At 59.6% G+C, this 5,373-nt stretch carries 6 protein-coding genes; 2 read left to right on the top strand and 4 right to left on the bottom strand.

Annotated elements, in window-relative coordinates; genetic code table 11:
* Window positions 1–466, top strand: a 466-nt coding sequence (locus EN879_RS23285) for an SMI1/KNR4 family protein (protein ID WP_164774535.1), incomplete at its 5' end; no start/stop codon positions are given.
* Window positions 454–1,251, top strand: coding sequence for a hypothetical protein (locus tag EN879_RS23280; protein ID WP_013525293.1), 798 nt, complete (start codon window positions 454–456; stop codon window positions 1,249–1,251). The genes EN879_RS23285 and EN879_RS23280, both read left to right, overlap by 13 nt.
* A gap of 45 nt (window positions 1,252–1,296) precedes the next feature.
* Here the strand turns inward: EN879_RS23280 and EN879_RS23275 are convergent, their stop codons facing one another.
* From EN879_RS23275 to EN879_RS39480, 4 genes are all read right to left on the bottom strand, one after another.
* On the bottom strand, window positions 1,297–2,385 hold the full coding sequence (locus EN879_RS23275; protein ID WP_164752018.1) for a hypothetical protein: 1,089 nt from the start codon (window positions 2,383–2,385) through the stop codon (window positions 1,297–1,299).
* Window positions 2,382–2,807, bottom strand: a complete 426-nt coding sequence (locus EN879_RS23270) for a DUF6484 domain-containing protein (RefSeq protein WP_013525291.1) — start codon at window positions 2,805–2,807, stop codon at window positions 2,382–2,384. Before EN879_RS23270 ends, EN879_RS23275 begins: the two co-directional genes overlap by 4 nt.
* 3 nt (window positions 2,808–2,810) lie before the next feature.
* Entirely contained in the window at window positions 2,811–5,138 is a 2,328-nt protein-coding gene (tssI, locus tag EN879_RS23265; RefSeq protein WP_013525290.1) for a type VI secretion system tip protein TssI/VgrG, read from the bottom strand.
* Window positions 5,139–5,192: 54 nt separating this feature from the next.
* On the bottom strand, window positions 5,193–5,373 hold a 181-nt coding region (locus EN879_RS39480), incomplete at its 5' end, for a hypothetical protein (protein ID WP_206520986.1).

Raw genomic sequence — 5,373 nt, 5'->3', positions numbered from 1 at the left:
GGAGGCACGGTTGCCTTTCCCGCTTCCGTTGGAGTTGGAGCAACTATATCGCTGGCGCGACGGAACCAGGGTGAACGAAGGCGAGCAGTTGGACACCGTTTACTTTTTCCCCGGCTTCTACCTGCTGTCGCTCGAAGAAGCTGTCGAAATATTCATGGAACGAAGGGACGCACCGCAGTGGCGCAAAGGGTGGTTTCCGGTGTTTGCTGACGGAGGCGGGGATTTCTACCTCGCCTCATGCGGCCATGAGAAGAAGGAAACCGCAGAGATAATCGGCTTCATTCATGGGGAGCCCCAGCAGCCTGTGGAGTATGAGAGCCTTACGGCAATGATCAAAACGATTGACGCGTGTTACGCTGAAGGCGCTTTTTTTGTCGACGAAGACAACACTCTTGAAATCGATGACGAACTTCATCGCGACATCGCTCACAGGTTTAACCCGGAGATTCCCGAATGGCAAAACTAACGCAGCTTGAGGCGGCACAAAAGAAGGCTCTGGGTGGGGACATCGAAGAAGCGGAACAGGCGTTCGCCGACCTGGTGAAGAAGGGTACGGCCCGGGCCGCAGCGGCTCTCGCGGAGATCTCGGCGTACCGCGGTCAATGGCACGAAGTGCTCGGACATGTCGAGACGTCCGTCGCCGCACTAGACCAATTCGAGACGTTCGACGTCCAGATTGATCAGATCACGCTTTGCTCGCTAGCGGCACGCCAAACCGAAAGCTGGGATCGAGCCGCAAAGACAGCGGAGATCGGCCGCCGCAGTTTGGGAAAGAAGGGCGATCCCGATCTTCTGAAGATACTCGCAAGGCTGGCTGCGTTCGCCGCATCACACGGTTCGGAGGATTTTCGCTTACCGCAGGGTGTGCAGCTTGGTGGCGCAGTTCGCTTTGCTGAGGCGGTGGCGAAGGTTGAAGGCAGCAAGAAAAAGTTTTCGGATCCGCAGACACGGGCCGATCATATGATCGGACTGGCGCGTGTCTATGAGTATCATGAGGGTGCGGTGCAGATGTTTGAAAAAGACAACACCCTGCCCGGTATTTTCGACAACGTGGTGTTCCTCGCCGCCGCGCTGGCCAAAGCCGGGCGCTCAGACGATGCATGGGCGGTCATAAGGGGCGGAATCAGCGATTGGTGGCCGGTGGAGGAAACCCAGATTGCGCCGGTTGTGCTTCTAACAGACGCGTCATTGGCACCGATCATGACCGCGGTGCGCTGCGCCGAAATTCTCGATACCCCACGGGGATCCTGATCGATCGGCTCGTGGCTCGAGTCGCGGTCTCGGCGCGTTTCTTGATTATTTTTGGAGCACACTGTTGCTCCACATCCTAACGTTCTCTGCCACAGGCACCTTCATCGCAAAATCGCCGAAGTGATCCTCAAAGTCAGGCCCAAGCGTGGTCGGATCGAGCGTAAACAACCCGTCGATGCCGCGTGCTTCCGGGAAGGTCTCGAGCAGCGCGCCGCCAGCGGCCGCAGCGAGCGCTGGAATGCGCATCTGCTGCACCAGCCAAGGCAGGATCGAACGATCGCCCAGCATGCCGGCGCCACGCACGGCTAGCGACGCCGTGTCGGGCGACTTGAGCAAGCCACCCATGAAGGCGCGGACGTCGTCCTGTGGCCCTGCCTTGATCAAGGCTCGCAAAGCCGTCGGTGCATTTGGCCCATTGGTGGCCGCAACCTTTCGCAACTCCGCCCTCGCCAAATCCCCGCGGTCAAGTTCGTTCAGTGTCCAGGCTGCCCATAGCCGCACGCTTCCGTCGTCGGCATCTAGCGCGCCAGCAACTTCGTGCACCAGATCGAGGCGTTGCAGTACCCCCGCCAAATGCAGGCTGTTTGCCCGCACGCGGACGTCAGGATCGCGCATCAGATTCGTCAACAGAGCTTTTGGGTCGACCCCATGTTCGCGGCAGGCCGCGACAGCGAGATAGCGTAGGAACGCGTCTTGCGCGCTGATCCAACGCCGTACCAAGGGACTAATCGTTTCGGCCTTATGCCATGCCAGTGCTCCGACCAGGCCCCGCGCATCGTCATCCGAAGCACGGCCAAGTTCAACGGCTTGTCGGATCTTGTTATCGCTACCCTGCTCAATTGCCAACCATGTGAAAAGGAACAACTCCCCCTTTTCGGGGAAGTCCTCATAGGCAGCCTCGATGAACGGCCATGCGGCTACCCCGGCAATACGCAAGCCGTCAAGGTTTGCCTCAAGCCGCCTGCCGACGCCGTCGACCACGTTTCCCTCAGGTGGGTCCTCGGCGGCCAACGTGTCGCGCTGCGCCCACAAGAAAGCCGCCAGCTCGGCGTGCTGACGCACAATGTCCTTGACGATGCGATGTTCAACGGTACCGTCCGATTGTTGGCCGTAGCTCCCCGCGACCATCATCAATTTAAGTCGATCGAACCGCCGCGAATACGGTTGGCGGCACTGGCGTGGCTGGTAACGAAAGTACCTCTGATGGTGATGCGACCGTCTTTCTCCATCAGGATCGTTGCCTTGCCGCAGCGTAATTCGATCCGTTCTTCGGCGTGAATCCGCACGCGGTCTCCATCGCGAATAACTGCAGGTGCCGCATGCTTGCGCACCAGTTCCACGATGCGCCCGACGATGAGCGGCCGCCGCGCATCTCCGTCCTCGAACAACAAGGCGATCTCCTGGCCGATCATATCGGATGACAGTTCGGCAAGGCTGCGCGCCGCTAGTGCGGTTTCTTTCGAATTGCCCGGAAATACTACCAGAGGACCGTCTTCGCCGAAACCGAGAAACTGGCCAATTACGACGCCATCGACGCGATCACGAACCTTTTCCATGCTCTAGTTCTCCCCTATTTTCGAACCCTTCATCGTGATGTCGCTAGAAGCCTTGATGCTGATCTTTCCTGACCCTTTGACCGAAATGTCCTTGCCCTCGATCGCGATCGTGCCGTCTTTCTTCATCATGATCTTGGCCGAGCCGGTTGTGATGAGAATTTCGTCACCGGCGTCGATGACCAGCTTCTTGCCGATTTTGATCGTGCCATTGCCGGTGACAGAAATGGCACTGTCTTTGCCGACCGAGAGGGAATGCGCGCCGGCCACCGATGTCGAATCGTCCTTGCCTACCGAAGCGGTGCGTCCTCCGCCGACCGTCGAACCTTGATCCTTCGCGATGCTCTCGGTGTGGCCGCCGCCTATGGACACGCTCTGATCGGAAGCAATCGTCCAGCTGTCGCTCGCACCTATGCTGTGGTCCTGCGCTGCCCCAACCGTCACGGACCGTGTCGCGCCGATCGTGTTGGTCTGCGGCCCGCCGACGCTTCTGGTCTCCGATGCTCCGACCGTATCGACACGCGCAGCGCCAACGCTCACCGTCTGCACAATCCCCACCGTCTGCGTGTGATTGGCGTCGATGTTCTCCGTCGAGTTCGACACGACATGGATGGTCTCGTTGGCCATGACCGTCAGCGAGCGGTTGGCGCCCACTGTCTCGGTGTCGTTCGAGCCGATGTTGGTGGTCTGGTCGACGCCGATCTTGACCGTCTTGTTGTTACCGACGTCCTCATCGAGGTTGTGGCCGACGGAATGCTTGGCGTCGTGGTCGATGCGGTCGGACTGGTCGTGCTGCACCAGCTTGGTGCGGTCGTGCTTGACCAGAAGGATGTGGTCCTTCTGCGCCTGGAAATTGACCAGTTCGGAGCCGGCCTTGTCCTCGAACATCAGCTCGTTGTAGCCGCCACCGCCTTTGGAGGAGTCGGACTTCCAGCCCGATTGCGTGGCGCTGCCCGGCAGCCCGTAGGGCGGCATCTGGGAGGCGTTGTAGACCCTGCCGGTAATGATCGGCAGGTCCGGGTCGCCTTCGATGAAGTCGACGATCACCTCCTGGCCGATGCGCGGGATCTGGATGAAGCCCCAGCCGCTGCCGGCCCAGGTCTGCGACACCCGCACGAAACAGGAGCTGTTCTGGTCCTTCTTGCCCAGACGGTCCCAATGGAACTGCACCTTCACCCGCGCATATTTGTCGGTGAATATTTCTTCGCCAGACGGGCCGACCACCGTCGCCGTCTGGGGGCCGCGCATGATCGGCCGTGGCGTGATCCGCGGCGGACGATAGGGCAAGGCTGTCGGCGCCAGGCCGAGGATCACCTTGAAATTCTCGCTGTTGACGTCAGCATGGGCTCTGTAGCCTGGATCAAACAGTCTGTATTCGGCGCTGACCACCAGATACTCCTGATTCTGGTCCTCGCGCGGAAAGCTATCCAGCTTGAACGTGCAGCCCGAATAGAGGCCGCGCACGGTGCCGACGGCGGCGATGCGCTGGTGGACGGCCTGGATTTCCTCACGCCGGATCGCGGCCAGGCTGTCTCCCCGGCCCGTTTCGAGATGCGCGCCGGGCTGGCGGTAGTTCTCGCCCGCTGCCTCCTTGTGGCTGAACGGCTGGGCCGACTTGGCCATGAGATCGGCGCCCGGCTTCGTGAAATCATAGTCAGTGTGGGCATAGGCGCCTGGGCGCACCGAACTGCCCGGTATCCATTCAGTGATGTATTCGACATCGCGCCGCGAACCCTGACCTTCAAAGTTATAGAGCACTTTCTCGTAGCCCGGCGCAGGCTTCAGCTTGCTCATCGCATCGGCCAGGACAAGCGTGTGCTTGCCGTCATCATGCTCGAAGAAATACAGGATGCCTTCATGCTCCAGCAGCCGCTGCACGAAATCCAGATCGGGTTCGTCGTACTGCACGCAATATTCGCGCGGGGGATAGGACCCTTGCAGGCGCAGATCGAATTCCGCGATACCGTATTTCTTGAAGATGTCCTTGACGATGTCGAGGACGCTCTTGTTCTGGAAAATACGGCAATCGGTGGTGTTGCCGAGAAACCAGAGCCACGGCCTGATGACCGCCTCATAGTAGGCCAGCCGATCTTCCAGCCGGGTGAGCCGGAACTCGGAGACGATGCCGCTGAACCAGCGTTTCGGATCAGATTCAGCTTCGATCGAGAGCGGCCCGCCCAGCATCTTCAACGGATCGATATCGGAGTCGGTGCTCACGAATCCGACCGTATAGGCAAAACAACGGCTGATCTCATCGCGTCCGACAAGATGCGTGAAGGTCAACAGCTCGGAGCCAACCGGTGTCCGGACAACGGTGGCACGTTCATTGGGCATGGGTCGAGCCCCCTCCTGGACGCGGCCGCCAATGTGATGGATTTGAAGTTCCCGCTATATTAACAGCATTCCGTTCAGGAACTTCTTAAATCCGCCACGCCAGGCCATGTTGAGCCTACCACATGTTTTCCTGCTGGCCAAAGAGGACATGGGGCGACAGAAACCTAAACCGTGTCGCGGTTGGTCGGATTCACGCGCTGCACCTTCAGGTCTTGTTTCATGCAATGTCGTTTTC

This window comes from Mesorhizobium sp. M7A.F.Ca.AU.002.02.1.1 (assembly GCF_003998535.1).
GTDB lineage: Bacteria > Pseudomonadota > Alphaproteobacteria > Rhizobiales > Rhizobiaceae > Mesorhizobium > Mesorhizobium ciceri.
The sequence above is the reverse complement of the archived record's forward strand: the minus strand, read 5'-3'. Positions and strand labels throughout refer to the sequence as shown.